The 24,941-nt window shown below is 41.1% G+C and carries 24 protein-coding genes; 14 read left to right on the top strand and 10 right to left on the bottom strand.

The features are described from left to right. The first annotated feature begins 77 nt into the window (after positions 1 to 77). The 3 genes from HMPREF9447_RS02650 to HMPREF9447_RS02640 all read left to right on the top strand — a co-directional run bounded on the left by HMPREF9447_RS02650 (position 78) and on the right by HMPREF9447_RS02640 (position 2,887). Positions 78 to 776, top strand: a complete 699-nt coding sequence (locus HMPREF9447_RS02650; RefSeq protein WP_009127815.1) for a dihydrofolate reductase family protein — start codon at positions 78 to 80, stop codon at positions 774 to 776. A 792-nt stretch (positions 777 to 1,568) separates the two neighbouring features. Further along, positions 1,569 to 2,429: a phage integrase SAM-like domain-containing protein gene (locus HMPREF9447_RS02645; protein ID WP_009127813.1), complete on the top strand. Its 861-nt coding sequence runs from the start codon at positions 1,569 to 1,571 to the stop codon at positions 2,427 to 2,429. After that, a complete protein-coding gene (locus HMPREF9447_RS02640; protein WP_009127812.1) occupies positions 2,402 to 2,887 on the top strand; it encodes a site-specific integrase in 486 nt (161 codons plus the stop codon). Before HMPREF9447_RS02645 ends, HMPREF9447_RS02640 begins: the two co-directional genes overlap by 28 nt. 100 nt (positions 2,888 to 2,987) lie before the next feature. On the opposite strand, the gene HMPREF9447_RS02635 is transcribed toward HMPREF9447_RS02640, so the two are convergent. Next, a complete protein-coding gene (locus HMPREF9447_RS02635; RefSeq protein WP_044137354.1) occupies positions 2,988 to 3,845 on the bottom strand; it encodes a helix-turn-helix domain-containing protein in 858 nt (285 codons plus the stop codon). Positions 3,846 to 4,138: 293 nt separating this feature from the next. Between HMPREF9447_RS02635 and HMPREF9447_RS02630 the strand changes: the two genes are divergently transcribed. Both HMPREF9447_RS02630 and HMPREF9447_RS02625 read left to right on the top strand, forming a co-directional pair. Then, complete coding sequence (locus tag HMPREF9447_RS02630) at positions 4,139 to 5,026, top strand: hypothetical protein (protein WP_244267571.1); 888 nt, start codon at positions 4,139 to 4,141, stop codon at positions 5,024 to 5,026. 8 nt (positions 5,027 to 5,034) lie between these two features. After that, on the top strand, positions 5,035 to 5,298 hold the full coding sequence (locus tag HMPREF9447_RS02625; RefSeq protein ID WP_009127807.1) for an HU family DNA-binding protein: 264 nt from the start codon (positions 5,035 to 5,037) through the stop codon (positions 5,296 to 5,298). A 17-nt stretch (positions 5,299 to 5,315) separates the two neighbouring features. On the opposite strand, the gene HMPREF9447_RS02620 is transcribed toward HMPREF9447_RS02625, so the two are convergent. Then, the gene (locus HMPREF9447_RS02620; protein WP_009127805.1) at positions 5,316 to 6,182 is read right to left on the bottom strand and encodes a helix-turn-helix domain-containing protein; all 867 of its coding nucleotides are present in this window, start codon (positions 6,180 to 6,182) and stop codon (positions 5,316 to 5,318) included. Between the two features lie 874 nt (positions 6,183 to 7,056). Here HMPREF9447_RS02620 and HMPREF9447_RS02610 point away from each other — a divergent pair. From HMPREF9447_RS02610 to HMPREF9447_RS02590, 5 genes are all read left to right on the top strand, one after another. Then, positions 7,057 to 7,434, top strand: coding sequence for a hypothetical protein (locus HMPREF9447_RS02610; protein ID WP_009127800.1), 378 nt, complete (start codon positions 7,057 to 7,059; stop codon positions 7,432 to 7,434). Between the two features lie 99 nt (positions 7,435 to 7,533). Continuing rightward, a complete protein-coding gene (locus HMPREF9447_RS02605) occupies positions 7,534 to 7,710 on the top strand; it encodes a hypothetical protein (protein ID WP_009127799.1) in 177 nt (58 codons plus the stop codon). Between the two features lie 93 nt (positions 7,711 to 7,803). Next, positions 7,804 to 8,130 (top strand): YbaK/EbsC family protein, encoded by a 327-nt coding sequence (locus tag HMPREF9447_RS02600; protein ID WP_009127798.1) that lies wholly within the window; start codon positions 7,804 to 7,806, stop codon positions 8,128 to 8,130. A gap of 493 nt (positions 8,131 to 8,623) precedes the next feature. Continuing rightward, a complete protein-coding gene (locus HMPREF9447_RS02595; RefSeq protein WP_044137654.1) occupies positions 8,624 to 9,046 on the top strand; it encodes a GNAT family N-acetyltransferase in 423 nt (140 codons plus the stop codon). A 249-nt stretch (positions 9,047 to 9,295) separates the two neighbouring features. Then, the gene (locus tag HMPREF9447_RS02590; RefSeq protein ID WP_009127795.1) at positions 9,296 to 10,027 is read left to right on the top strand and encodes a DUF5036 family protein; all 732 of its coding nucleotides are present in this window, start codon (positions 9,296 to 9,298) and stop codon (positions 10,025 to 10,027) included. A gap of 97 nt (positions 10,028 to 10,124) precedes the next feature. On the opposite strand, the gene HMPREF9447_RS02585 is transcribed toward HMPREF9447_RS02590, so the two are convergent. Both HMPREF9447_RS02585 and HMPREF9447_RS02580 read right to left on the bottom strand, forming a co-directional pair. Next, positions 10,125 to 10,445, bottom strand: coding sequence for a hypothetical protein (locus HMPREF9447_RS02585; protein ID WP_009127794.1), 321 nt, complete (start codon positions 10,443 to 10,445; stop codon positions 10,125 to 10,127). A 143-nt stretch (positions 10,446 to 10,588) separates the two neighbouring features. Further along, positions 10,589 to 11,446 (bottom strand): alpha/beta hydrolase, encoded by an 858-nt coding sequence (locus HMPREF9447_RS02580; protein ID WP_009127792.1) that lies wholly within the window; start codon positions 11,444 to 11,446, stop codon positions 10,589 to 10,591. Between the two features lie 222 nt (positions 11,447 to 11,668). Here HMPREF9447_RS02580 and HMPREF9447_RS02575 point away from each other — a divergent pair, with 222 nt between their 5' ends. From HMPREF9447_RS02575 to HMPREF9447_RS02560, 4 genes are read left to right on the top strand one after another with little or no spacing between them, the layout of a single operon-like run. Next, positions 11,669 to 12,505 carry a hypothetical protein gene (locus tag HMPREF9447_RS02575; RefSeq protein WP_244267570.1) on the top strand — a complete coding sequence of 279 codons (837 nt, stop codon included), beginning with the start codon at positions 11,669 to 11,671 and terminating at the stop codon, positions 12,503 to 12,505. 44 nt (positions 12,506 to 12,549) lie between these two features. Beyond that, complete coding sequence (locus HMPREF9447_RS02570) at positions 12,550 to 13,635, top strand: FimB/Mfa2 family fimbrial subunit (RefSeq protein ID WP_009127789.1); 1,086 nt, start codon at positions 12,550 to 12,552, stop codon at positions 13,633 to 13,635. 27 nt (positions 13,636 to 13,662) lie between these two features. After that, positions 13,663 to 14,694 (top strand): hypothetical protein, encoded by a 1,032-nt coding sequence (locus HMPREF9447_RS02565; RefSeq protein WP_081589740.1) that lies wholly within the window; start codon positions 13,663 to 13,665, stop codon positions 14,692 to 14,694. Positions 14,695 to 14,707: 13 nt separating this feature from the next. Beyond that, positions 14,708 to 16,240 (top strand): FimB/Mfa2 family fimbrial subunit, encoded by a 1,533-nt coding sequence (locus HMPREF9447_RS02560; RefSeq protein ID WP_044137652.1) that lies wholly within the window; start codon positions 14,708 to 14,710, stop codon positions 16,238 to 16,240. A gap of 132 nt (positions 16,241 to 16,372) precedes the next feature. Here the strand turns inward: HMPREF9447_RS02560 and HMPREF9447_RS02555 are convergent, their stop codons facing one another. From HMPREF9447_RS02555 to HMPREF9447_RS02530, 6 genes are read right to left on the bottom strand one after another with little or no spacing between them, the layout of a single operon-like run. Next, entirely contained in the window at positions 16,373 to 17,815 is a 1,443-nt protein-coding gene (locus HMPREF9447_RS02555) for a DUF3868 domain-containing protein (protein WP_009127780.1), read from the bottom strand. A gap of 7 nt (positions 17,816 to 17,822) precedes the next feature. Next, complete coding sequence (locus HMPREF9447_RS02550) at positions 17,823 to 18,404, bottom strand: DUF3575 domain-containing protein (RefSeq protein ID WP_009127779.1); 582 nt, start codon at positions 18,402 to 18,404, stop codon at positions 17,823 to 17,825. Positions 18,405 to 18,420: 16 nt separating this feature from the next. Next, positions 18,421 to 20,574, bottom strand: coding sequence for a hypothetical protein (locus tag HMPREF9447_RS02545; RefSeq protein ID WP_009127777.1), 2,154 nt, complete (start codon positions 20,572 to 20,574; stop codon positions 18,421 to 18,423). Positions 20,575 to 20,604: 30 nt separating this feature from the next. Continuing rightward, on the bottom strand, positions 20,605 to 22,572 hold the full coding sequence (fimD, locus tag HMPREF9447_RS02540) for a fimbrial tip adhesin FimD (RefSeq protein ID WP_009127775.1): 1,968 nt from the start codon (positions 22,570 to 22,572) through the stop codon (positions 20,605 to 20,607). An 8-nt stretch (positions 22,573 to 22,580) separates the two neighbouring features. After that, positions 22,581 to 24,032, bottom strand: coding sequence for a DUF4906 domain-containing protein (locus HMPREF9447_RS02535; RefSeq protein WP_009127773.1), 1,452 nt, complete (start codon positions 24,030 to 24,032; stop codon positions 22,581 to 22,583). Positions 24,033 to 24,045: 13 nt separating this feature from the next. Beyond that, a complete protein-coding gene (locus HMPREF9447_RS02530; protein ID WP_044137650.1) occupies positions 24,046 to 24,921 on the bottom strand; it encodes a FimB/Mfa2 family fimbrial subunit in 876 nt (291 codons plus the stop codon). Between the last annotated feature and the right edge of the window lie 20 nt (positions 24,922 to 24,941).

The raw sequence follows: 24,941 nt of genomic DNA, 5'->3' as shown, positions 1-24,941 counted from the left end.
ACTGATTAACTTCGCATTTAGGATTCCATTTATAAGCATAAATTAGAAATGACAAGTATGCTAATAACAATTATAAAATGAACAATATTAGAAAAATAAAACCAATTACCACACTCTTTATGTTGATGTCTGTTGATGGTAAAATCAGTACAGGTGCCGTAGATGAATTGGATGTTGACAGAGACTATCCTCGTATTGAAGGTGTGAAGGAAGGGTTATACCAATATTACGAAATAGAGAAAACCACTGACCTTTGGTCACTTAATTCTGGTCGTGTTCAGGAAAAAGTGGGTGTGAATCAATGCCCTTTACCGACAAAACGATCAATGGTCAGTTTTGTTCTTTTAGATAATAATCATCTGACTTTGCATGGGATTGAATACTTTGTCCAGTATTCTAAAAACTTTGTTCTTGTAACATCGAATAGTGAACATCCAGCTTTCTCAATGAATGCAGATAACTTGCATATTCTGTATTATGAGAATCTTGACTTGCATGAGATGATGAAAGATCTCTATCAAAAATTCGGATGCAATAGAATTACGATACAGACAGGTGGTACATTGAATGGAATGTTTCTTCGAGAAAAATTATTTGATTACGTTGATATTATTGTGGCTCCTATTCTTGTAGGAGGGGGTGATACGCCTACTCTTATTGATGGGGAATCCATCAGAACATCTGCCGACTTGTATAAACTAGGAGTGTTACAGTTGGAAAAGGCAGAAACACTAATGAACTCTTATATACGTTTGAGTTATAAAGTCATTAAGTAAAAGCATCTTTTATATATTATATTTCGTAATGGTGAATAATCGTCATTTTTTGTAGTCGAAATTGTTGTTGGGGTAAACGTGTAAATCAGAGTATTGAAAAGCCCGCTAAATCTTCTTGCTAACTGAACCAAAGTAACGGGATAGTAACGTAACTTTGGCTTCACTAGTTTTTTTATAGTTTTATCTGACCGTTTACTACTCAATCATTGCTTATCGCTTATTTATTACTTTATTTCTACATTTAGCATTCGGTCTCATTTTCATTTTCTATCTTTGTCATTTAGCAAACCGTTTTAATCACATAACGGCAATGAACAATTTATGAGAACTGTGATAGTTTTTCTTTGATAGATACTTATTTAGGCAATAGAGAATTATAAGCATATAAAATTGACACAACAAACTCTTATAATATGGAAATAAGATATAATAATTACCCAACTCTTCTTTTTACATCCTTTCTAAAAGATGGTGCCCTGTGATAGAACTACCTTTTGAAGTTGTATCTGAAGATGTAAGAAACTTCCTTGCAGGTTGCAAGGGGTTTTCTGATATGTTTGCTTTAATTGCGGTAATGAATACTGTGAAAAATAGTAATTCCGGACGATTTTCCAACTCCAATAAAGTCAAAATCCACATAGACTAAAACAACTACATATCAACAGGTTAATTGATTCGTCGGGTAACGGATTACTTCCGTTCCCACCCGAATACGGTGGATAGTTCTATTCTTATGTAGGCTCCCATGTAGGGAACCGGCAGGAATACATGAGCCACTAAAAAATTAACGATATGTATTGTTCGATCACATTCAAAGGTCGCAAAGGCCCCCAGGACCCCAAGATGGTCAAACTGGAAATGATTTTCTACAAGACCGGTTACACCCGCATTCCCCGGGTCGTCAGCATCACCGGAGCTTACAAATGCTGGAACAACGAAACCCAGAGTTTTGAATCCGCCTCCAGCGAGTACCTCAAGAAAAACCAGCTGTTGCTTGAACTCAAAGAGAAGTACATGTCCGTCGTCGAACGGTGGGAAAAGGAAGGCCGTAACTTCTCCGTGCTGCAATGGGCCGATTGCCTCAAACCCAAAGAAGAGGAAAAGGCAAAGCAGGAATCGAAAGTGCTGACCGTTCTCCAGCTCATCAACGCCAGAATTGAATACTTCGAGAACCACGAAAAATTCAAGAACGGCAAGCTCGTCAAGAGTGTCGGCACCGCCAGCATGTACAAGCAACTCCGTACTTCACTCTCGGCTTTCACCCAGAAGCAGTACAACAAAGACCTGTCCCGCTTTTACTTCACCGACATTACCCAGAAATTCCTTCTGGAATACATCGTCTATCTGGAGCGGCGCGGTATCGAAAACGGAAACCGTGCCGGCTTGCGCCAGCTCCTTCGCATCTTCCGTGCATTAGTAAACTACGCCAAAGACGAACTCCACATGTACGGAGCCAACCCCACAATCTTCGAGGCGGCTACGGAAAAGATGGCGTGGGGACAATTCGAGTCCAAAGCCGTCAATCCGAACATCATCCGCCGGATGGAGTTCATGGACCGCAGCCTCTTCTCCGAGCAGGAACAGCTCTGTCTCACCTTTTCCTATTCAGCTTTTACAGCGGTGGTATGGCTAACGTCGATGTCGTCAATCTGACATGGGACATGATTAACGAAAAGGAAGGCATGATTGTCTATGAGCGTACCAAATTCCCCAAGCTGGCCAAGCCCCTGCTTATCGACCGTCTCATCGTAATTCTGGAAAAATACAGAGGCAAGGGTGTCGGTGATTATGTTTTTCCGGTCTATACCGAGAAACACGTGACTGACAAACAGAAAATGGGACGTCGCAGCAGCTTCTCAACCCTCGTCAGCGAAACTCTGGACAAGGTTTGCGAGATTCTGGGAATCGACGAGAAAATGACATGGTACACGGCACGAGGTACATTTATTTCCAGCGAGCTTGATGCTGGCACACCGATCACCCACGTTGCTGAAATGGCTGGCAACAGTGCCCGAACCATCGAAAAGCACTACTACAAAAACACCAAGCAGGAGGAGCTGCGCCAGCGGATGAATGCCAGGTACGGGAGCTGGGGGCAACAGAGCATATAATTTTATTTGTTAATTCAAGAGTAAAGGATCGTTCGCAACCCAAGCCGGATTCATTTCGCATATTTCAATCTGCCGACCGCACAGTTGAATATCAATCGTCTTATTTATCCCTATATTCTTTGGGTGAAAACCCAGTCATTCTTTTGAAAAATTTCCCGAAGAATGACTGCGATGGGAAACCAAGTTCATGGCTTATTTGTTGCACGGTGAGGTTTGTGTTTTTTAATAAAGCACAAGCCTCTTTTGCTACAAAATCATCAATCCATTCCAATGGAGATTTTCCACTGACATTCTTAATTACAGTAGAAAGGTAACCGGTTGAAAAGTGTAAGCGGTCAGCATAGAACAACACCCTGCGTTGCGTGTGGTAGTGCTCTTTTACCTCGGTCATAAAACGTTTCATTATAAATTCTTCATTGGAGGGCGGCCTGCTTTCCGACATTTGGAAATAAGAACTGAAACCATAAAAGAATGCACAAGTCAGATGACGTAAGGTTTCCATTTGATATGGGCGTTCCTTGGCAAGTAACCTTTGTACCATCGAGCAGTAAGAAAGCATAGATTGGAGAATCGCCGGCTTTAGTTCCAATATCGGAGCATTACGAAGCATCCTATCCAGATAAAAGTTATAAGGAAGTCCGAGACTGCTGACAAATTCTCTGCTCATGGTGATGCCGATAGCCCGGAAATCTTTACTCATGGCGTATTGTTCCAACAATTGTCCCGGCACATTGACAGCCAAAGAAGAAGGCTTCAGACAGAACGGAGACAGGTCTATAGCACCTTTTGATTCACCTTCCAAACAAATATAACAGCTATACTCACTTATTTTGAACGGATATTCAAGCAGTGGATGATAAGAGATTTCGTATATGCAGAAGTCATCTCCGATATGATTCATGGCTCCTCCAGCCATCTTGTTTTGCTCTATTAAATTAAGGAGCTTGAAATTTTCCATATATGATACTTTGGCAACAAAGATAATGCTAAAAGGCAATAATCAGCAACAAAATATAAAAAATAGTCCAATACTCGCAAAGGGCAGACCTTGCATAATGAAACAGCACCTGTTATGTTTGCAACTTAAAAATTTGATTGAATAATATGTTTCTCGATACCATATTTACAGCCTCCATCTTTCATGGGATGTGTGTCCCTGATAAATTAAGATTAAAGAGTAGTATAACATTTCTCCTTTTGTTCTTTTGGGGAATAACCATACCTTGTAAAGCACAAACCGCAACCGATTCATTGGCAAATGACTTTCGTTCTGTTGTTGCCAAAAACTTTTCCCGCTACCGCACTGTCAATCTGTACTGGGAAATGAAAGGCAGCCACCATTATACCTTCGCTTCGGGAGGAACTGAAATGGAGAAAGCACGGAAAAGAGACCTGCATACTATCCGTTTTTCCACGATGATACCGGTAGTGAAGAAAAAACGGTTTTCATTGTATGGCAACCTGCAATATTCGAACTATCATTTTCAAATTCAGGGGGAACCGTCCGACATCTTCGGCCAGGACGATTACAGTCATTATCAAGGAGGATTAAGCGCGTCATACTTTGCCAGTTTGCTCGGTCGCCCGTTTCTTTTGTCGGCAGATGTGTCCGTAGACGGATGGAATGAAGGTTGGGGTAAATTGCAAGGGCGTTTTGTCGCCGCTATGATCTTCAAGAGAGGAAATAAAACAGGCATCAGTGTCGGACTTGCGGCCATGGCATTGGGGAAAATTCCGGTTATGCCGGTTTTCTCTTATTGGCATCGTTTCGACAATCCGGATTGGAGCGTGGATATAACTCTGCCAAGTCAACTGTATCTCCGTTACCAGATAAAAAATCAACGTATTTCAGTCGGCAGTTCGATGACAGGAGACAATTTTTACCTGCATACCGACTTATCTGAATTACCATCAGTCTGTTATTACAGCGAAGTCGTGATAAAGCCGGAGGTATTATATGAATACATCATCAACAAGCATTTTTATCTTTCGGCTCGAACCGGAATTTCCGTTCCTTTGAAAAGTGGACTTTATACAAAAGGCAGGAAAGAAATAAAACTGACAGGAGAACATTTAGAACAAGACCGTTCGCTGATACCGTTCTTCCATGTGGGAATCTCGTATAGTTTATTTCGATAAATGCGGGTATGAATAAGAAAGAACTGATACGCGCCATATCCCGGGAACTCAATCCGCCCATGTCTCAGGATAAAATTACCTTGATACTCGACAAAGCCGTCGAGATTACCAAGCGTACCCTTGCGACAGGCGAACCTGTGAAATGGGCCGGATTTGGTTCTTTTGTATTGAAGGACGTTCCGCCTCGATACTATTATTCAACAAAACAAAAGAAATATACTACATCCAAAGGCTCGAAACGAATTACTTTCGTGCCATCAAGAGCAAAATAATCAAGTCGAAAATTCATTCAACTGTTCCCTGTATTGAGTTGCTTTCTATATCTGGATGGCGACATCCCTATTATACTTGTAAAGACTCGCACGAAATGCGGCAGGTCGTTGAAGCCTACAAGATAGCATATCTCAGACACAGATTTTTGCGAATGTTTCAGCAAATCGCAAGCCGTGTTCAAACGATATTGGGTGACGAATTGCGAAAATGTCATTCCCTTGCACCGCTTGAAATAAGAGCAGAACGCCGAACGGTTCATGCCCACTTCTGCCGCAATATCATCCAGCGCAATGGAATGAACGTAATGCTTCATCACGTATGCGCAGATTTGCTGCATCCGCCGCACGTCCCGCTCGATGCGCATCGGTTTTCCAGCAAACGTGCGGTCGGACGTAGTATAAATAACCGGTAGCAGTCGGAACATCGCACTCAAACGCCCTAATTCGTCCATTCCGTTCATTTCTGACAATACTTTACGAATCGTCCGAGAACTTTCCGGACCGAATTTCAAGGCATCGGTCGGAAACGAAACTCCGAATAGGCGATTGCGTAATTCGGGAAATACTTCCATGCACCGCTCCACCAAAGAATGGCTGAAAGCCACCATCAGATAACGGACACAACCGTCCTCGTCCGCACTGTCGGCTACGTATTCCCAGCGATGAAGCATCGACGGAGGAATCAACGCCACATCGCCCGCCGCAAAAGGCTGTAATGTGTCGCCCGCCATCCGGTTGCCCCGTCCATGAACAACGTAGTACAGCTCCCACGCATCGTGCCGATGGAGCTTGGCTTCGAGACTCGGCTCCACCCGCTGGTCGATGAAGAAAAACGAATGATTCTCCACTTCGGGCAATTCGTATGGTATGGCGGTATCCTCCATAAATAATTGCTTAAATTTATATGATTGCAAATTTACAACAATTATATAAAACAATAAAACAAATGTAGAACAATAAAGCGGCATAACTTTGCAATCGTAAACAAGAACATAACTTAAAAACGTATTAATATGAAATTCTACGAAGTATTGGAGAAACGCCGCACTCAAAAAAGCGGAAATCTTTCTCAAAGCGATGGCCTCCGAAATCGACAAAATCGAAGTGCTCCACTGGGACAATTCCCTTTGGGGCGAGACGCCCGCTGATTTCGGCGAGAAATAACAATTCAACCTCCGTGACTTATGGCAAGACTCAAAAAAGACCTTCACAAATACGTCGAGATTCGGGAAGAAGACTACCTCCAATTAGTTGAAAACACGATGATAGTTGAGGCCATGAAACTGGCCGGAGTAGAAAAACTTCCCCTATGGAAAGCCGTCCGCCGAATCTTGGACGACAGACGTATCGAGATACACGTCAAACCCGTCAATCGCTGATACGCCGATTGACCCCAAACAACCGGTTCCCTTCAAAAATGGACAGGTCCGTAAAACATCAAAAGCCCTCGAAAACAACGTTTTTTCGGGGGCTTTTATCGTCCATGTATCTTGTAATGAATTCGATACTCCTTTCACTTTTGTCGGAAAGTGAAAACCGACACAAAAATCTGACAATTAACGTCTTATATTGAATAACTCTGTATATTTTTGTACTCGGAACAAATTCTAATATTAATCGGCTCATGTACGGCTGTATGTTAGGAATAGCACACCTCCACACAATTAACATCTGATAAACAGTGAGTTGATATTAAAGTTGAATAGTCTAATAGATATTATTATTTGAATGATAGTCTGTTTAAGGATGTAGACAGTAATGACTATTTTAGGAATAGGTACGTATTTTGCTGACTTCTTCACTGAAAATATAAAGCCGAAACATGGAGTTATTTTATTCAAAGACTCTGGTCAATATGTTTATATGCTTTTGGGAGGACATGAAACGAAGAAGTTAAAGGGAGTAAACGGCAGATATATAGCGGTTGCATTATTTCGTGAGAATATCTTTATCGGTTTCGAGGAAGGGTATATAAAAGAAGACGGCATTCAAGTTGAGTCTACTGGAAATTACGGAAATGGTATGGATGTAGGAGGATACATTTCTTTTATATTAATAGCACTTAGTTATGCTGGAGATAAATCTCATCCATTAGTTGAAACTAATACTAAAGAAGATATCTATCTGCTATCTTAATAAATAAATTATCTGAATACACTAAATTACAGAGTTTTGCTGATTGCATTTTATCTCAAATAATGTATATTTGCGGCGTTTTACAAAAAATAAATAAAGATGAAAGAACTAGTAGCAAAAATTCAGGAGTCTTTTCAAGCATTTGAGAAAGATGCAAAAGCTCAGATTGAGAGTGGAAACAAAGCAGCCGGTACTCGTGCTCGTAAAGTTTCATTAGAAATAGAAAAAGCAATGAAAGAGTTTAGAAAAGCATCGCTTGAAGAAAGTAAGAAGTGATTTTCTTTTCTATTCCTAAAAACTAAGAAGCTATCCATTATGGGTAGCTTCTATTGTTAAAAAGGGGATTTTTCTCTATAAAACGCTATTGATATGGATATAAATAAGAAAGAGTATATTTACGTTGTACTTAAAAAAATAGGGATCAGCTATGAAAGGTCATCGCATGCTTCCATTATGACAGTGGTAGAAGGAACTGAAATTGCAAAAGAGTTAGATGTAACTCCATGTAATAATTTATTTTTAGTGAACAAGCAAAAAGAATACTTTCTATATCTACTTCTTGGTGACAAAAAATTATCTGCCAAATTGCTTGCAGAACAAGTGGATAGTTCACACTTATCATTTACATCCCGTGAAGAGAGGAGTAGCTACTTTTCACTCCTCCTGATGCAGTTGTGTTCTTGGATTGATCAATGATAAGGAAAACAACGTTCAATTAGTCATACCAACTTTAAGGTCATATGTAATAGAGTTATTGAGGCTTAGCAGATTATTATATCTCTTGCATGCTATAGGTGATATCACTATTTAGGTATAGTTGAGTAGAGTATGCTTTTGGGAGGCATGTATTTTGCTTTCAAACCCTTAGAAGTGGTATACAGTGTAGGAAAAATAAAGGAAAAAAGAAACCTCAGGAATTTGTAATTTGAAGAAAAATAATTAATTTTGTACAGCCAAAATGAAGAACTGTTTGGCAAAGCGATGATATTGAAAGGTTGCCGATTCAGGGTCTTTTTAAAACCCATTTTGTAAATAATTGATAATCAGATAGTTGTCCGGTTAGTTCGAGTCCCGTACGCACCGCGAAAAAAGAAAATAAAATGAGGAGAAGCCTTTGATTATCAATATAATCAGAGGCTTTTTTATGTGTTATGCAGGGGAGGGTGTTGCCCGCTCTAAATTTACCATTATGATTAGAAAAATAAAAGAAACGGATTATCCGCGTTTGATAGAGATATGGGAGAGTGCAGTGCTGAATACGCATGGATTTCTAAAAGAAGAGGACTTCTTATATTTCAAAAAACAACTTCCTGTATATTTTAAATATGTTGCCCTGTTAGGGTTTGAGCAAGAGGGGGTCTTAGTAGGATTTATGGGAATTGCGGATGGAAACCTTGAAATGCTATTTGTTGATAATGATTGTCGGGGCACAGGAATAGGGAAAAAGCTAATTGCATATGCGATAGCTAATCTGCAAGTAACTAAAGTTGATGTGAATGAGCAAAATACTCAGGCTGTCGGCTTTTACAAATATATGGGATTCAACATAGTGGGAAGATCGGAATTGGACGCAGAAGGTAAGGAATACCCTATCTTACACATGCAGTTGTAGTTTGTTACTAATGGCAAGGATTTATCTTAAACTATAAAATGATCTCTGTTCTTGATAAACTGGCGTGTTAATTATCATATATATTAGCAATTCTATCTATTAAAATACTACTTTTGTCGTGAGACAAAAGTACAAGACCTGCCTGTGATATTCAGATTATAGAATCGGCTACTATTGGAGGTTTGAAGCACTTGGCGAAAGTATTGGATTAGACGAAACTTAAACTATATAATTAAATTTTAGTCAGTTATGAAAACAAAACAATTAATCGGAATACTACTATTCCTCTGTTCAATCGGCTTTGTAAGCTGTGGCGATGATGATGACAAAGACCCGGAAGGAAGCGTTACACTAAACATGATGAATGAAGGGAACGGGAAAACCTTGTTAGGCACATCGGATGTATATATCAATAACTCAAATAATTTTAAAACCTCTACTTGTTATATTGCCGATATGGGAGAGGCTTCCGGCCTTGGAGCACCCGTAAAACTTTCATTGGATAACCTTGCTAAAGAAATGGCTGCCGTCCCCGGACATTTATATCATATCTATGATAAAGATGTTTTCCTGGATTTCCCTTCGAGAAAAAGAGCTGTAATAATTGAGTCAGGTTATTATAAAGCCTATGTTATAGCTCCCATAACAGTGAATGGTACTACAACGGGAGTGACACTGAAATATGTATTAGCCTATCCCGAAACAAATGGCTTACCCGAATATGAAACCGTTATAGGAAATGTGGATAATGTTGGAGATGAGATAGAATATACATTACCGAAAGATGCAGAATTGCGTTTTAGCGATTATTTGGATGGGGAAAAAGAATCATTTGATATACAATTTGTAAACGGGAAACTGAAGGTTAAATTGCTGGAAAGTATCAATCATATCTCCGGCCCTTATGGAGATTATGGGATATTTGTCCGTTCGGGGGCTGCATATACTTATGTAATGTTTAAGGCGGGTCTGAAGAAATAAGATTATGCGTTTGGCGACGGAATATTGGAATAGATAAATAAAGCTCTGCAAATTTGTTTGCAGAGCTTTATTTCCATATCATTTAAAATGCTTGTTTCTATATATTCTTTTTCCAATGGATAAACGAACTCTTATCGACTTTATTCTTTCCTACCAATTGCAGGTTGTAGGAATTCAGACCGGCGTAGCGGTAGTCACCATAGTTAATATCCCCCAATAAGTCTATATTCAGAAATGCGCGGACAAGCATTAATCCGCATTTCTCTATTTTCTCGACAATGCATTTACCCCCTAAAAGGTTCATTAGCAGATAAGCTGAGACTTCGTAAGCACACCAGCCACATTCTTCCAGATACAGATTAATACAGCAATCATTGGATTGCTCTTTTGCAAATACTTCAGAAACTTCTTTTTTCATGATAATCAATTTTACTCGGTTTTAGGATTCGGGCAAAACTTATTCCCCCATACTTAAAACAAATGTTTTGGCGTTACTGTTTTACGCTACTATCAAACTATCTAGTTTATTAACAGTATAAAAGAGATCGTAACAAAGAGCACTCACTGACGGAGTTGGCGCCGAAATAAAGACTTTATTCCATCAAATATTCCGGGAAGTGCAACGGTGCCATGCATTTCTTCCGGGAACTTTTTATAAATGACATGCAAATGTTGTTTCTCCATGTCCGGGATAATTTTTGCCTTTAAACTATCCGCCAATGAGAATTGGTTTAATTTCACATTGGGGCGTTGTTGGGTGGCAAATGCAACATATAGCTGTTTGCCTGCAAAATCCTTTTTATGCATTTCTTGCTTCGCCTGTTTCAGATATATCCCTTGGTCCCACCACAGGCTGGGATCTATTGCCATGAATGTATCGAATGCCTCGGGATGATCGAGAAGGACCTGTAAAGTGAATAATCCTGCATATGAATGTCCTACTAAGAGGCTCTGACTACCGGTGGATACTCTTTTTCTTATTTCCGGGCGCAGTTCTTCTGTCAGAAAGCGGTAAAACTTCTCAGCACCTCCGCCTTGCGGTTTATCTTCGGAGTGAACGGTTCCATCTCGGTGGGCGGCAGAACAGCTTGGAGTAAAGTCTCTTGTGCGGTCTGTGTTCAATACGGCTACAACAATGCATGGAGGGAAAGCGGAAGCCCTGGACGAAGAAAAGAAACGGGTAAAACCTACTACGGAGTGAAAGAACACATCTCCGTCTAGCAGATAGAGAACAGGGTAATTCTTGTCAGCTTCTCCTGCCTGTTTCTCGGGCTGATAAATCCAATAAGCTCTTTCTTCATTTAATATTTGTGAGAACATGGTGTGACGGGTTCCTATATGAATGGAATCCTGTCCCGATGCAGGGATTGAAATAATCCCTCCCATTATAATAAGTAATAGTATATGAAGACTTTTCATTTTAATCTGGTTTTTACTGCAAAGTTCGGAGAAAATGTTGGATTGGTCAATCCCTACTTTTGGGTATTTATTTTCCTCTTTCTGATCTTTTCACTGATTTAACTATAAATAGACTCGCTGCGTGAAAACAAATTTGAAAATAGTTATGTTGATAAGATATTAATTCTATTTTCTCTCTAAACCTTGATAACTATGAATGTGCGGCTTATACACTACTTATATATGGTAGTCTTACTGGGATTTACCAGTTCCTGCATCTCCGATGATCTTTCAGATTGTCCTACTACCCAATATGTAGTGCAGATATCCGTAAAAGATAAAAATTACAAGAATATTGGTAGTTTCCCACAGCTTGAACCTAAAGAAGAGAATACGCCGTTCCGTAGTTTTGAAGGGACTATTTATTATACTTTAAGTGAGTCGACTACCCGTGCCCGTATCAGAGAATCTGCTGTGATGGTGGTAAATGGAGAAGATCAGATGTATTCCATTACCTTTAATAATATTCCGGAAGGAGAATATATCCTGACTGTATGGGGAAATATGACACAGGAATATCCTGTTGGTATCTTGCATCAGGATAATAAAGAGCATACAGATATTTATATGACTAGCCGTAAACTCCGGTTCGACAGTTCCTATCAGACCACGGAACTCTCATTAGAACGAACCAAAGGACTACTTTTACTACTCTGTTCCAATTTCCCGGCTGTAGTGACAAGTCTAAAGCAGAATATCAGTCATTTATATCAGTCGGTGGATGCAAATTTCAATTATACAGGTACTACGAATGTGGAAAAACGTGTACCATTGCAGGCAACTGTAACCACATTTCTTGCTCCAAATGCAGAAGAAGACTCAAGTTTGAAACTTAGTTTTTATACGGATGCTACGAAGTCGACCACTCCTTTCCTTGAGTTGCCTGATATAAATCTCACTATTAAACGTAATGAAATATCAGCTATAGCTATAGATTATAAAGCAACAGATGACGTATATGAAATTTGGATGTTTATTCAAGAACAATGGACTATGATACATCGTCTGGATATAAAATAAAGACTTTTTTCCCTTACTTATTTTTTAACTAAACTTTTACAATTATGAAAAAATGGATGTTTTTTGTTGTAGCAGGTCTGTTTGTATTTGCTGCATGTTCTAATGAAGATGATCCGTCAGTTCAATCTGAACCTAAGGATGGTACTGTTACTTTTGAGCTTTCAGCAGTGAACAAACTCAGTGATGGGATTTCTACTCGTACTCCGGTATATAGCCAGGAAGCTTCCCAGCATGTCACCCGGGTTAGTATCTATGCTTTTCAATATACCTCTGCCAGTTCCAGTTATTTGCATTATAAAACATATACAGTAACAGGTTGGAGTGATGGGACTACTTTTAAACGTTTTGCTATACCTGATGGTGACAAGCTTCCGGCTGGTACTTACAAATTCTTGGCTGTCGGGCGCGATGCTTCAGACCAATTTAGCGTGACGACTCCTACATCTTCTACTACTTATGGTGATATGTTGGCTACGATTATGAGTACAGGGCAAGAGTCTGAAATCTTCTCTGGTTCGGCTGATGCTACTGTTACCGACCAAGGCGCACGTGTGAGTATTGAAATGACCCGTAAAGTTGCGGGTATTCTCGGATATTTTAAGAATGTTCCTCAACAGTTGAATGGTAGCACTGTGCAATATTTACGCTTGACGGTAAGCAATTCTAATCAACAGGTGAATCTAACCACGGGGACAGGTATTAATACGGCTCCCGCTTCTTATAAAGTTATAGATATTGATTTGTCCGGACAAGCAGTTTCGGATGGTGTGTTTATAGGAAATGATCTTTCCTCACAGGGAGTTGTAAAAGTTGCTAATTCACAGTTGGGTGGTGCTTTCTATATGCCGGTTAGTGGAGTTACTATGACTCTCGGACTTTATGATTCTACTGGTACGGCCATTAAGGAGTGGATTGTGAAAGATAGTAGCAACGGTAATGCTACTACTTTTGATATTTTAGCTAATCATTTCTATTCTTTGGGGATAAAAGGAGTAGCTGGAAGTACGAATGGTGGCACTCCGGGTAATACAGGTGACGATGATAATCCGATTGATTTGTTGATTGACCAGAATATAGTGATTACTATCAGTCCGGCATGGGCGTTGATTCATAATCTTATTATCCAATAAAATACTTGAGTTGTAGATTTTGATATTATAAGTATGAAAATGGCGAACCATATAATAGGCTTGTTAACGGGAGTAGGTATGATTTTCTTGGGCGGATGTTCTGCAGAAGAGAACCGGGACCTATTCCCGGATGAAGGCATTGTTCCTGTGCATTTGGCAATAAGTGGGAATGATAGTTATACTCGTGCGCCTGGCGATGCTGCTCTCTCAGTTAACAGAGTACTGATTTTGCCTTTCCGTAAAACTAATGAAGCATTGGCAGATGATCCTGCAAATTTTGTACCTGAATATAGTTCAGCACGTCAACTGAATGTCAGTTCGTTCCCGGCAGTTACTACCATGCTGAGCCTGTCTCCTGCATCTACTTATCAATTAGCGATAATCGGTTATAATCAGAATGATTATGATTTTGCAAATCAGAGTAATGCTACACGAAGGTTTAGTATAACTTCTACCGTTACGCCTGCTACATTGGCTAACTTGTGCTTGCAACCTGTCAATGCATCAGTTGTTCCTGAATTCTTTTCTTGTATCGGGAGCGGATATTTGAAGACCGCCATAGTGGGACAAACATTCAAGCCCTCACAGGTGGACAATGTAAAAGGGACACTTACGCGATTGGTGAGTGGTTTGAGTTTGCAGGTGAATAATGTTCCAGGTTACGTGAACTCTGTGACTCTTGCCGCTGAACAACTTGTAACGGGAATCAGGATTACAGATGCTGCTCCTTTGTTATGGCAGACGACAGGTGATAGTGGCATAAAAACGTTGGGAACAAAAATGCCCGTTTCAGGCAGTGTGAATTTTAATCTTTATATGTTGCCAACCACCACATCTCGAAATACATTACTCTATCTGGATGTAGCTTATGGAATTGGCTTCACGGAACGCTACACTGTGAAAATTCCCGATAATGCAGGAGTCGTATCAGCAAACCGAATTACGTTCGATTCTAATCATTGGGTGAAAATTACAGGAGATTATTCTGCTATCAATTTGGGATTTACCTTGGCAGGTAACATCAATCTAGATGATAATGCATGGGATGGTATTCAATAATATAATTATAGAAATGAAAATAGCTCGTTTTGTAATAGCTGGTTTTTTCTTTTCATTTCTCTTTGCCGGTTGTGACAAGGAGGATGTAAATTTGCCGGAACCACCTTCGGGAAATCAATCTTTGGAGGAAGGTGCATCAGATATACCTGATGGGTATTTTGAAGTTGTGTTTTTACCAAAGGAATCTCCTGATACGCGTACTGCAATTTCGGGATCAGACTCCCGGGTACGTAGTATTCGCTATGTCATTTATAAGTCTACCGGTGAGTATGTGAAAGAAAAAGTAGTTTTGAAAACTACTGATGCTATACCAGTATGGCCTTTGGCTACATTGAGAGATACGCTCCCTAAAGGACAATATACGGCTGTATTCCTTGCGAATATGGATAAAATGCAGTTCCCAATACTGGGAACAGGAGGAATGGGTTATTCGGATATACTGATGAACTACCAGACTACCCGTGCCAATGCACGTATCAATCTGCCTGGTTCGGATTTCACCGATTCTTCAGAGTTCTATTTCGCAAGTGTTAATTTTTCGAATGCTTCTCCACAGCCTTCTGTTTTGTTACAACGTATTATTACAATGCTCAATCTTCGTCGTGTATTTGTAGATTCACAAACTGCGTTGAACTCGCTTACCAACAATATTGTGACTCAAATCGGATATAAGAATATTATAAAGACTACGGTACAAGGACTACTTCCAGGCTTACTAAAAACGGCTATGGACTTGGGGACAGTGGGTAATGCGGTATATGTAGTAGTGGGAGGATTGGACGCTGCTGTTAATTTGGTGGTTGGTGTATTGGTTCAGCCGGTGACTGATGCGCTATATAATTTGTTACTGCAACAATTAGTGAATGAAATAGGTAGGACGCTTTCCGGTAATGCTACACAGGATGGTGCACTGGGAGCTTTGGGAAATTTGTTGAATCCTTGGCGTGGTAGTGATGCGGCCTATGCTTTGGTTACAATTAACAATTTTCCAAAGACTATGGATTTGGATTTAAACGTGACGGATACTTATTCCGGCGATCATCGTTTCCGCTATAGTTTTACACCTACTCCCGGAACTACCAATAGTGAAAAAGATATTCTTATCAGGGGATTTCACGGTGTGTTTAATGTACGGGAGGTTCATGTGGCTAAGCCTGGGTTGATTTCAGGTTTATTAGTTGATGAAGTAATAGATGGTAATCTATTGTTGAATGGTGCACTTGTGAACATAACTGACCCTATTCAAGCGACCGTAGAGACCAATTATCGCTATCGATCTGATTATTCTTTCGTCAGTTTAGGGTTGAAATCGTATGCGCAACAGACAGATGGTAATCATTCGCTGACTCTTTCGGTGAAGTTATCCAATATAGCTAATCTGGATGGTGTCTTGGGTGGAATTCCTCTCCTCGGTCCTGTGCTGAATGCTACAATTAAAGGATTGATAGGAAATGTGACGGTTAGTGTACCTGTCAATCTTCCATTGTTGGGGGCTGATAATCTGAGTTTGTCTGGTAGTTGGAAGACACCACCTGTGAAATATTAGATTGTTTATTATAATTTTTATATTGGGCTAAGTGGTACCCAATTATAAAGTAGCTGCTATACTTTTGATGGTTTCTATAATAAAATTGAGAAGCCCCAGAACTTCAGTTTCCGGGGCTTCTTGAATATTCTCTTATTCTCTTTTCATATTCATCACCTTTTCTATTTCTGCCAGATTATGTCGGGCATCTTCATTGCCATTCTGGGCGGCTTTGGTGAATTCGCTAATGGCTTGTGCCGTGTTGCCACTCAACAGATTATAGACACCATTATTATTGGCATATTCAGCTGTTTGCTTATTCGACTTATCCAGATATTTTCGTGCATCAGTCAGGTCCTTTTTAGATAGGGCTACGGCTGCTGCATTTAGATTGGCTACTTCGTCATTTGGATACATACGCACGGCAATGTCGAAGACACTGATAAAGTCGTCACTACCTTTAGGATAACTATTAGCTACCAGGTACATCTCGTTCAGACTGAGGTATTGGGGTTGTGTTTTGATAATCTCCTTTCCTTCGTCTACCTTAAAATTGGCAATTGTATAGTCAATGCGGCAATTTACTTTACGAAGTGCCGGATACAATTCTTTTAGCATCGTACGATAAGGTATACCACCACCTACACGTTTTATTTCCTCTTTCCGGAGGGCAATGTCACTGGTATTGCGGATGATATGAAGGAATTCTGTTTTCTCTTTCAGGTTGGAAATCTCCAGCGCTTGTACCAATCCTTCCCAGTTTTCCCCACCAAAAGAAACGTTGTAGAGCTTGGTAGGAATCTGTTCTTGTGTGGAAAGATACTTTTTCAAAGCTTCGGCTCTGCTCTTTGATAGTTGTTCATTGAGTTTAAGAGGACCTTCGGGTGAGGCGAATCCATCAATGTAAACTCCTGTGACGGTCAATTTTTTATCATTCTGTATTTTGTTGAACATCTCCCGGATATTTCGTAATTCAGTTTGATTGTTCATGAAATCCGGTAGAATGACAGACTTGCCGACAGGGAAATCAAGATGTGCTTCGTACTGCTCACTGCGTGCTTTTACCACTTCAGCTTTGGGCTGTATGAAAGAAGAAGTGGGGCGCAAGGCTGCCAGTCGTTTTGCCTCGGTAGAAACTCCATTCATAATCATTTCCTGTGTCAGCACTTCCTGATGACCGCCACAGCCGCACAAATTCTCTTCCAAATCCAAATGGGCATTTTCCATCCACGATTCATAAGGGACGATTTGCGTATAGGTCAATACTTCTTCCGTATTGTAAGGTATTTCCATGTTGGTTGTCTTGTCCAAAGCCATGGCGCGGAGATAAGCCTTCTGTCTTCTACGTCCGTTGATGACGATTTCCGGTAAGGCTACATTATTATTGGGACCTGCCAGTACGGGAGTGAGTGTCAGAGTGCGGTCGTTGCTGACTTTCAGGTTCCGCATGTCTATCTGCATATTTATGTAGAGTGATTCTCCTTGTTGCCACAGGGAGGCATTGGTGATGTTGATGGCATCTTTATAGAATTTCTGTGCGCTGACCGGGAGTACGGCAATGAAGCACAGAATGGAGTATATCAGTATATTTTTCATGACTATATTATTTTATAACGTATATAATGTTTAATGCTACTTTGGTAGGACCAAAGTAATTTTTGTGTCCGTCGTCAAGCTTGGTTCCACATTTACCACAATTGTACTTGTCATAGTCAATGCGGGCATAGCCTACACCGATTTCAGCTTCCATACTCCAGCGTTTGTTCAGTATCCATTGGTAACCGTAAGAGATACCGGCGCCATATATGTTGCCTTGGTAACGTTCGTGACCTAAACCTAATATGTTCAGGTTGCTTACATTAGCCTCTGCATAGTGGGCATGTACACCGAAGAAGTGTCCGTAGAAACGTTCGCACAACCAGTAACGGAGTTCCGGTTGCACCAGCCAGTGCTTAATCTGTTTGTGGTCAGAGAACTTCCAGGGATTATAGTTGCCGGATATATCAAGAGTGAGTTTCTTGGAAAGTCCGACTTCAAATCCAAGGTTAGCAGTAGTTGTGGCCCAATATAATGCGTTTGTTTTAATAGCAAATTTGGGCATGTAGTGGCTCTTGTCCTGCCCATACGTACTGATAGTGTATGTGAGCATCAGGGCTGCCAATAAGAGAAATTTAATAGTTTTCATATTTTTCATTCATTTATTATTGTAAAACGATGGCCGGACTTTGTAGCAATTCTTCTACTTTGTATGCGGCAGAATAGCCATAACCACTCAAGGTGAAAGTTACTACATCATTTATTTGCGCACCGGCATGTAGCGTTGTTGAATAAGTGCTCGTTCGGCTTGTTGTAAAACCGGATGCAATACCAGAATCCGAAGACGTTACAGCATAGCGGGGAATACTGAGCAATCCATTATTTTGGTACACCCGTATCGTATTGCTAATGGTGACAGAACTCCCCAGGATATTCCCGACATCAATAGTCGTAGGACTAAATCCCGGCGCAGAAATAACTACTTTCTCACTGCTAACTGCTTCTTTGGCGGTAAACGTTACTGTTTGAAGTCCTGAAGGTTGTGAGGCGTATGTATACTGATAACCGCCGGGTACTGCCGTCCATCCGCTTTGAGTGGTTTGCAGTTTTTTGGTTGCAACAAATACCGTCAGCGGGTATGTGGGCGGATAATCCGGATAGGATGAAATAGTAAACATCAGGCTTGCTGTATTGTTCACGCCATAGTTGATGAAGTTGTTACTGTTTATGGATACATTGGTGAATTGCCGTGATTTAACTTCTACACTTTTTGTCTGGAAGATTTCATTGGCAATCAGAACCGTTTCGTCACTGTTTTCAAGGCTTGTGCGGAAGTTCAGCGTTTTGGTTCCGGGACCGTCAGCCCAGTAGACATACTGATACCCGCCATCCGTATATTCTATTTGTAGATTCTTATTCGGTTCTACCGGATACAGATTGGCTGTGGTGATAGCACACTTCAGCGGATACAGGTAGTAGGGTATTGTGGAAGGAATGTTGAAACTCAACGTTACGTCCTGATCACGGGCGGTATATATTTCCGGTGATAAAGAAGCAGGGTCGAACTGATACAATGCGCTGGACACAACTGTTACCGTACGGGATAATACTCCGGCTTTGACGGTGATTGTCGCTTCGTATTGTCCTGCAATGATGCGGGATATATCGGCGGTAATGTTGCCGTTGCCGTCATATTTCAAGTTATGGAGTATGCTTCCTTGATCTTCTGCAATGGAGACGCTGATTTTTGAATTATCGGTTACTCCATTTGCCGTATATTGTGCGGATACATTCAGAGTGCCTTCCTTGGTGAAAAGGAAATGCAGTCTGTTTACCGTCAATACATTGTTATTGTTGTCTGATATGGAAGGAGATTCCTTGAATATTTCAGCATAAATGTTATTGGAAGGTTCTGACGTTTTGGCATCACTAAAAGCTGTACTTCCGTTGGCACTTTCACTGAAAGATTTAATCACCACTTTATAGTGATAATTTCTCATAATGGGATAAGGTTTCTTATCGCTGTCAAGAAGTTGTATCTTATAGTATAGCTCTTCTGTCTTTCCTTCCAGTCTGCCTTTGATGATGATATATGCTTGGTCATTGGAGTAGTTTTCATTCTCGAACATATACTTGGGCTCCATGTTGCAGTCGGCACTCTTTTGATCTGTTTTGACCATAGAGCTATTTAGCAAGGTGGGCTTGCCATCTATCAGGATGAATGGAGTAGGGGAGGCGTCCGGATTGAAGGGAGCCACTGTTCCACTATTTATATAGTTACAAAGTGCATACCCTGTTACTTCAAAATTAGTTGTTTCATTCTCAACTGTCACCTTTGCCAGATTACGGTAAAGTGTGACATTGGGAGTATCACCGGCTGAAGAAATGGCTTGTCTTCCCCAGAATGCGAGTTGGTTGCTGGCTAATGAAGGGATTATTTCCCTTTCATCTTTTTGCATAGCAGCACGCTCGTCGAAATTATTCCATTGGTTATAGTTGGCAATGAGGTGAATGATTCTTGTGTCATCAGGTATGTCAGCCCGGAATGTTCCGGTACCGTTGCTGTTGCTGGTCAGGAGAGAGGCATGTGCCCGTCCGATGAAAAGCCCGTTGGCATCGAAAGTCATTAGCCACAAGTCATTAACTGCATTCTCATCAACCACGGCACGGGTGTGTACGGGCTGATAGTCAGGCATATTTACCGAAAACTGAAAAGCGGTTCTGCTGTTCTCGGTCTGCGGATTATCAAATTGGTCTTCATCTGTGCACGAGGCCAGGAGAAGACTGAGGAGTGCTATAAGGTAGGTTGATCGTTTCATACATTTCTATTTTTAATCTATCTATAATTGTTACCGGACGTCACGAACACATCGCACGGATGCATTTATGGGACTAAACTTACCGCCTTGTCCCACACGTGGGTCCATGAAGTTGATGGCACCGTTGGCGTTTGAACTCCAGTAGTAGTTTCCTTCAAGAATTCCCTTCACTTCACATACCTTAATATTCTGCAAAATGTCTATCATATAAAGTTCTGCCTGTGTAGGCATTCGCCAGTCGGAATAGGTTTCCCCGGTGGTGGCATCACGTTCTACATAATCCCGGCATTTGATTCTTGATGCTGAGTAGGAACCTGCTGTTGTCGTTCCATGTTGCGAAGCAAGCATGAAACTGGGGGATACTCTCCGGTTGTTTTCTTCCGTATCTATGGTGGCATGCTCACCATCTACCAGTGGATAGCCAAGCACGGCATTATCGCGTATATAGCCAGCATAGGATGCACCTAACACAGGATTGGCGGCATAGTGGGAGTATCCGGTGCCGAAGTCTTCATCAAACTCATCCGGATTGGGAAGCGTGGAGAAGTCGGCAACAAACGAGCTCATGATATACATTTTCGTATTATCCTGTCCCTGGCTTCCGCCGGGGGCGTCGGCAGAAATATCAGATCCGATATACAAAGCCGGGTATTGGGATACGGTGACTGTCTGAGTGCGATTAGTACTATTCTGCACCAGGAAAGTGACTTCTTTGGCTAAGAAGTTTTCCGGGAGGGGGCTTGTGATGGTAATCGTTCCCGACTTGGCATTCGGGGTAGCTACGATATTTATTTCTTTGCCACCATTGCCGACCGATACTCCGTTTACAGTAATATTTCTGATTTCCACATCCGGTGTGGACGACTGGAATGTAGTCGTAAACTGAGTACTGTTGGGCATGGAAATTTTAGTATCTCTTACGTAGATAAAGTTTATTCCCTCCACAGAGACCAATACTTCATGAGTAGTCCAATCTTGTATGGTATAACCTGCATCCAGCGTAACTGCGGAATGTGGATCGGTATCTCCTTTTTGATCTATATTCACACGAATATCGTACAGATGGTTACGTTCCAGCTTATAAATACTCTCTGCCTGGTCTGTACTTCCGTCCGGTAGGCGATAGTTCACGGGAATTCTGTAATAGTTCTGGGTGTGGGTATTGTTACCTGCATCCTTTATCGGTACATTGATGAGCACATATGTTTCTTTGTTCGTATCCTTCGTCCAGTCATTGGCATACGAATAAAGGATGAATTGGTTGTTATAACCTGCACCTGTATTCTGCTCCGTAAATCTACTCATGCTCTGTAGTGTAGCAGTACTGACATTTCCATCTGCAATAGACGAACCATCAGCGGCATAATTCACTATCTTTTTGGAGGGCATGTTACCATCCATCGGTGAATACCCGTTCACATAGTTCAGGCTAACTCTTATTTTAGCGGCAGCACGTCTGAGTATAACGGGAATCTCTTTGTTGACAACTATCCCATCATTCAACACCATGGTCTGCTTTCCATCCATAATGAAAGTGTCTTGTTTCTTGTCTGTATCCAGGGTAGGAGCGGCAAGTGTTTTCAAGGCTGTGAGTGATAAACCATCGGATGGAATTGTGGTAGTGTTATTGGCTACGACATAAACGGTATGATTAATATTCAAGCCGAACTTTTCTTGCGCCACACTCAGTTTTTCCAAATGTTCGCCGGTTCCGGTCAGCTCCGGTGATAGTGCGAAATGCTGGTAGAACAAACACTCGTCTGCCCCTTCCTGATAAATAAAAACATCCAGTGTCTTTATCGTATTTTCATTGAGTGCATCTTCTCCGGGCTCCTCCACGGCGCGTGAGGTTGCCGGACGCGGCATAGAGAGTTTTAAGATGATTCCGTTTGCTGGTTTTGTATTCGTTGGCTCTATCAGAGAGTCATTCTCACATGAGATGAATCCCCAGAACAATGAGAATATCAACGGGATGATGTATAGTCTATTTCGTTTCATAATTCATTCTATTTATATTCAGTTTGACGGATTAAGATGTCCGTGTCGTTATCACCCGGAAACTGACGGGCATCGTTACTTTGTTTCGGGTTAATCTTTAGTTTGACGCCTCCCACTGTAATATAGAAATAGGTGCTTTTGGAAGTACCACTCCAAGGTTTGGTTGCCCCGATCTTTATTTCATAGGGTTCTTTACGGGCTATTCCTTTTGAAACAGTCTGTGTTCCATCAACGGAGCCATTTGATCCGAAAGTGAAGTCGAGGCCATTGGTTAGTGTGGCTGTCCATACGGCACCGGCGGGGGCTGTCAGGCTAAAGTTGTAGCTGGCATATGAAGTTTCATCTCGAGCTTCTCCATTCTTTATATATGGAAACTGTACAATGCCTGTGGTAGCTCCTGTGTCGCTTCCATTATAAGGTTGCAGCTGATAGTCACCATCTGTCACCGCTTGTCCGATTTCTGAATAGGCAACTTCCCATGGATAAGGGGTTGTCTTTATAGTCAAGTAATTATCCGGATGATCGAGCATAGCTATGACGCGATATACTGTGTTATGCAATAAGCTATACTTGTTGATGGTTTGTCCCTGATCCGTCAGATAACCCTTATATGTGCGATTTGTCCCATCTAATGAAGCTGTTATCAGAAGATAAGGAGCACTGGCATCCTCTTTACCGTTAGGAGCCATATTCCGGTAAGTATAGAATGAAGCGTGCGCCTTATCCGGGGTTATTCCAGATAAATCGGATGGCATGAGTTGCAAACCATCTCCTCCTAGAATTAAATGATTGGCATTTCTCAGGGTTATAGGTGCAGGCATTGATACGTCTTCCAGCACACAATTAGTATTAAGTACCTGATTTATCAACTTGATGGAGGTTACGACTACATTTGAACTTGCCAATTCCTGATTCTTGAACATATAAATATCTACTCGTGCAACCAGCCGTTCCAGAGGAACTTCTGCAACGACATTTGCACTATTAACTTGGACTTCCTTTTTTCCAATCATCAAAAGGTTGCTGTCGGTCAAAGTATTGCTGGTGGCAGTCAGATTTTCGAGTTGCTGCAAAGTAAGATCGGTAGTGACAGGAGTAGAAAACACCTTGTCCGGATCATTGTAATTGGCAATCGCATAAATTATTTTGGTCTGCGGAGACACGTTGACAGAACGTGAATACTCTTGCAGCTTCTGCGGAGTGAACTCCGGAATAAGTTCCGAATATTCACGCTGCTGGCTCTCTTTATTGAATATATAAAGCGCCAGACTGGAAAAACTACCTTCATCTCCGGTTACCAGGACCTTGTCTGCCGAGGCTGTTTTGATTAGAAAACTTAACCGGGCTTGGTCGTTGGTTGTTTCTGATATCGGTGTCTCGTTTTCACTACAAGAATACAGCAAGAATGACGCGACAAATAATTGTAAACAATAGAACCGATATTTTATATTTAGCTTCATAATACATTAGGGGTTATAGCCCCGGTCTGATCACTTCTTCGTCCCAGGGTTTCACTGTGATGGCAGTTCCATTAAAACGAATACGGATACCTATCGTTGCTTCGTTAATGCCGTCCACAGCAATGTTATTTTCTTTCATGAAGTCCTTCAGTTGCATGGTGTATAGCTCCTTATTTGCCAGATTGTCATGCAATCGCAGATATACTTCATTATCATTATTAAATCGTAGCACGTTGAACTTTGCTCCAAACTTTTGTATGCCGGAATCAAAGTTGACTAACGGGAAATATGAGATGCGCTCATTCGAAAACGTTTTGGTAAAGTCTACGGTTGAGCTCAGATTTCCCACCTCTATACTGATGGGTGAAACTGCTGCGCGCGTATTGTTAACTGCGTCCAATCCTTCCAGCTCTATCCGCATTTTTATATGCGCACTGCTGAAATGAACGGTGTCAGTTCTATAGCTTTCATTGGTGATTGTAATCTCTCTTTCTCCAAAATAGAGACTGTCATTAGTCGTTATCAGTTCTTTCGTAAAATAATGGGGGGCTCCGACTATATTGTTTTTCAGAGAAGACCCTTCATTTATTCTTGTATCATTGAGGGAATTCCCCCAGCACACTACATGATATTGACCGCTTGGCAAATTCAAGGTAGTTCCGCGTTGGCGGTCGAGTTCTTTCCGGTTGAGAACTGCTTTCTGCACACACACATTGTTTTGATTGTATATATACATATCTACCTTTTCTATTTTCTGAGGAAAGATTTCCTTTGTCTCGTCGCCCAGGTAGCTGAAGTACAAAGTTGTCTCACAATCATCCAGATTTTCTTTAATACACCCTGTCACTGTTACCAGTAACAGGATGTATAGAATTATTGCCTTTTTCATATCCATTGTTTTGATTATTG

It is taken from the genome of Bacteroides oleiciplenus YIT 12058 (genome assembly GCF_000315485.1).
Taxonomy (GTDB): Bacteria; Bacteroidota; Bacteroidia; order Bacteroidales; family Bacteroidaceae; genus Bacteroides; species Bacteroides oleiciplenus.
Note: the sequence above shows the minus strand (reverse complement) of the source record. Positions and strands in the feature narration are given on the sequence as shown.